Below are 4,118 nucleotides of genomic sequence, written 5' to 3' on the forward strand. Positions count from 1 at the left end.
GTATGCCGTCGTTCTCGGCATGACAGTCTCCACTCCGTGGGACAGTCAACCGCACGACACCATACCGCGGGAACGTTAGGGGGCATTCTCATCATCAGCAAGTACGAAATTACTTGATTAAAAAAGCATCAATTTCTGCCAAAGCTGATTAATTTCTTACGCTAACGATAAAACCTCAAATAACTGGTTAAGTATGTTTTATGAATTTGAAATTTTTACGTTAGTCACAATTAAATTAAAGGGCACTATATTTACCCTGTTTTTTATATTGAATTAGTTAACAATAATATGATTCACACATAAACCTTAAATTATGAAATTGATTTTAACAGTAATTACTTTTTTTATATTATTCGTTACAGCATGTGATAAGAATAATAATATACAACAAGAGTTTTATCCGGAACCCGAAATTCCTAAATATAATACTTTTATAAACATTGAGAAGAAATGGATTATTTCTACAAAAGTTGAAGGATATAATCCATGGGATAATTATACTTTATGGAATTTGTATTATTTCAAAGGTGACTCTATTATTAATGACACAAAGTACCATGCATTATATCGAAAACGATTCTATTATAAATCTCAATATGGAGATTATGAAGATGACTCCATTGAAAATGCTAAATTCTATGCTTTTATAAGGGAAGATACTATTGAAAAGAAAGTTTACTTTACTCGTTATTCTGATAATAAAGAATTCGTTTTATTTAATTTTAACCTTGAAGTAGGTGCCACTTTTGAAGCACCAACATCTATTTGGGATATCAAAGTTAGAATTGATAGTATAAATTTTTTAATATTACAAAATGGAGATAGTACAAAATGTTTTTACTGCAGCTATAAGAACGATATTGGAGATAGGCAACTTTGCTTTTATATTGAAGGTATAGGAGGCAATGGAGGAATACTTAATCCATTTAATTATAATACGGCATTTGCTGGTTCAGGCTCAACCTTTTATATAGACGAGGTAAATTGTGTACAAATTAATTCTAATTGCATATTTGGGGATTGTGATTATCCTAATAAATTAAAGCTTGATGCAACTGTACTAAAATCTAACTACAAACAACTTATGGTTGGTAAGTGATAATATTAAAAAATAACGCCCCCTAACACGCGGTCATAGTGCATGCGGTTTTATTTCAATTTGCAAATCCACATTCCGTATGCCGTCGTTTTCGGCTTGACAGTCTCCACTTCGTGGGACAGTCAACCGCACGACACCATACCGCGGGAACGTTGTGCGTAATGCATTCAATACCTGAGATTTAGTTTAAAAGGATAATTTAAAAATAGATTTGATAATGGCTTTTCCATTTGCATTTGAAAAAACAATTAAAATTAAAACACAGCAACTTGGAATAAGTTCTGATAAATACATTTTACAGAAGATTAGACAAAAGATAGATACTAAAAGATTTAAATATATCGAACAAACTGATTGCTTAATTTTAAAACAGAAACAATTTTATTATCCTGATAAATTTATCATTGATATTCAAATTGATAATGAAAATGTTTTGATTAAACAAAAATCTTATACAATATATGGATTTATAATAACCTTATTTACGTTATTATTTATTTGGATATCAAATTTTAGTAATGTTTTTATTGCAATTGGTACAATATGGATACTTTATATGGTTTACGGAGATATTTATTTAGCACATAAAAGACTATTTAAATTAATAATTGAAATATTAAATACAGAGTTACAGAATAGAGAACAATAGCAAAAGGAGATATGCATGATAATTTTTTTTTGGCTATTAATTAAATATTAAGATTTAAATAGCTTTCAATGATGAATATTTACAGACCATTTGAATATCTTTTTATAAAAATTGATACTTTCTTCGAACTAACAGGAGTTGGTGGATTTTACTCATCAGTAGCGGGTTTGATATCAACATTTCAATTTCTTAATATTTTGTATTTAGGATCACTTATTAAAAATCAGATTGATTTCGAATTTAGATTTATTTATTTCATAATTGTATAGTTTATATTATTTATTTTCAATGTGATATATTTTAGGGAGAAAAAAGTGGATGAATTATATAATAAAATTGACAATAGTAATACGATTAAAAATATTGTGGGAGTAATATTTATTTTAGCATATATGATTATATCATTCATACTTGCTATTAATTAATTTGATAAAAATAAAAAATGCACATACGCACAACACGGGGTATATGTCATTTGGCGGGGCGTACAGAGGTTTTGGCCTGGTTTCATTTAATCAGGTTTTTCAACGGTGGATACGACCGCTCTTCGAAATCGCCAAACGTCACTTACCCCGGGACCGTTAGGGGCAAGTATGAAAAAACCTCTACGCATGATAGAATCAAACTTGATATGAATAAAATACTCACATTGATTATAATTTTTTTAGTAGTGACTTCTTGTACCAGAGATGGACACTATGAAAGCTATTATGATTTAAAAAAACAACATCTCCAAGTTGAGGGTTATTATGTGAAAAATCAAAAACATGGCACATGGAGATTTTGGTACAAGGATGGTAAACCTGAGTGTGTTGAGACTTATGAATATGGCAAACTAAATGGATTAAGAATGTACTATCATGAGAATGGAGTTTTAAAGGATAGTACAAATTATAAAAATGACCACCCGATTGGTTTGTCAAAACATTGGTATGAATCTGGAATAGTTAGTTATATTACTGAATATGATAGCGATGGTCATATGCAAGGTGATAGTAAAACTTGGTATGTTAACGGACAATTGCATCAGGAAGGACAAATGAAAAAAACAAGAATGGATGGTAAGTTTATTGATTATTATAAAAATGGTCAGATTGAAAAAATTCATTCATATAAAGTTGGAACTAGGGAAGACGAATGGATATATTTTAATGAAAATGGAGATACATTAAAAAAAGAGTATTATGATAATGGTGTATTGATTGACTCTATTTATTTTAATTATAGTAATAATGAGAAATAATAGAAAGATGATTAATGAACACCAGCCCCTAACATGCGGTCATAAAACAGTTGGGGTTCAGTGGTTTGCAAGCATTTATTCTCGCGTCAACTTTTTCCTCGGCGGATACGGACGCACTCCGAAAACCCAACCGTTTCATACCGCAAAACCGTTGTGCCCCATTAGGGTGCTTTGTGAAAGTGTGTAGCAAATGTCAGATTGTAGATTAAAAAAATAAATAATACATTATATAGTATCGATAGTAATGAAAAAGATTCTGATTTTTATCTTGATACTTTCGGCAAGAAACATATTTTGTCAAGATGTTCTAATTTCAGTTAAGGAGCAAAATGAACTTGTCGCAAATGTTTCAAATTATATCGAGATTTTGGCTTCTTGTGTACCTCATGATTCATTATTTCTAACAACAACTAATGGTGAGATTTCAAAAGAATTAAATGGTTATAAGGTAATTCCGGATAAACCGGGCAATACGATTTTTAATGTGTTTAGATTATATAATAATGACACAATCCTTTTATTGCAGAAAGATTTTAGTGTAGTCAGTTTAAATAAATATTGTCACGCTACGATAGGGAATCGAAATTCTGGTGCGATTACAAAAGAATATCTAAAATTACTTTATGGCATAAATGCTCATGTTGATGGACTTGGTTTTGATTTTAGTTTACCGGTGCAAAGTTATAATTTGATTGCTCTGAAAAATGATACTTTATTTCTTAATAAAATAGTTCATTCTAATAAATTCGATGATGAATTAAAAAGAGATTTTGATTTGCTTGCAGTTGGAGATAGATTGTATTTTGTTGATATTATTGGATTGTTAGGTGAAAAACAAGTTAGACTTAATTATATTAGTTTTGTGATTGAAGATTAACGGGGCACAACAATAAATATAAGCAATAGCGGTTTCTGTGGGTGTTCGGGCGGTAGTGGTTCTAATCAGCCCCGCCAAATCTGCCGATTTGACTATTTAGCTAAGGTGCAGCTTTGGCTACTTTGTAACTTGATACGAAACCGCATTTAATACCGCTACATGCTCATATTATTAACGTTGTGTGCAACCATATTAGAAGGGGAATTACATAATATGAATAAATATATCCTAATAGTTTTCTTTTTTATAC

At 30.2% G+C, this 4,118-nt stretch carries 4 protein-coding genes; all 4 read left to right on the top strand.

Going from position 1 to position 4,118, the window contains the following annotated elements; genetic code table 11:
- The first annotated feature begins 313 nt into the window (after positions 1-313).
- On the top strand, positions 314-1,099 hold the full coding sequence (locus ACE1ET_RS20225) for a hypothetical protein (protein ID WP_375730243.1): 786 nt from the start codon (positions 314-316) through the stop codon (positions 1,097-1,099).
- A 217-nt stretch (positions 1,100-1,316) separates the two neighbouring features.
- A complete protein-coding gene (locus ACE1ET_RS20230) occupies positions 1,317-1,748 on the top strand; it encodes a hypothetical protein (RefSeq protein ID WP_375730244.1) in 432 nt (143 codons plus the stop codon).
- 631 nt (positions 1,749-2,379) lie between these two features.
- Positions 2,380-2,991, top strand: coding sequence for a toxin-antitoxin system YwqK family antitoxin (locus ACE1ET_RS20235; RefSeq protein WP_375730245.1), 612 nt, complete (start codon positions 2,380-2,382; stop codon positions 2,989-2,991).
- Positions 2,992-3,235: 244 nt separating this feature from the next.
- Positions 3,236-3,868, top strand: coding sequence for a hypothetical protein (locus tag ACE1ET_RS20240; protein ID WP_375730246.1), 633 nt, complete (start codon positions 3,236-3,238; stop codon positions 3,866-3,868).
- Positions 3,869-4,118: the final 250 nt, after the last annotated feature.

Source organism: Quyinboa mangrovi, from assembly GCF_042219825.1.
GTDB lineage: Bacteria > Bacteroidota > Bacteroidia > Bacteroidales > UBA5342 > JBHJHP01.

Coding starts and splice junctions, on each gene's coding strand:
- ACE1ET_RS20225 (WP_375730243.1), top strand. CDS start 314: ATGAAATTGATTTTAACAGTAATTACTTTTTTTATATTATTCGTTACA.
- ACE1ET_RS20230 (WP_375730244.1), top strand. CDS start 1,317: ATGGCTTTTCCATTTGCATTTGAAAAAACAATTAAAATTAAAACACAG.
- ACE1ET_RS20235 (WP_375730245.1), top strand. CDS start 2,380: ATGAATAAAATACTCACATTGATTATAATTTTTTTAGTAGTGACTTCT.
- ACE1ET_RS20240 (WP_375730246.1), top strand. CDS start 3,236: ATGAAAAAGATTCTGATTTTTATCTTGATACTTTCGGCAAGAAACATA.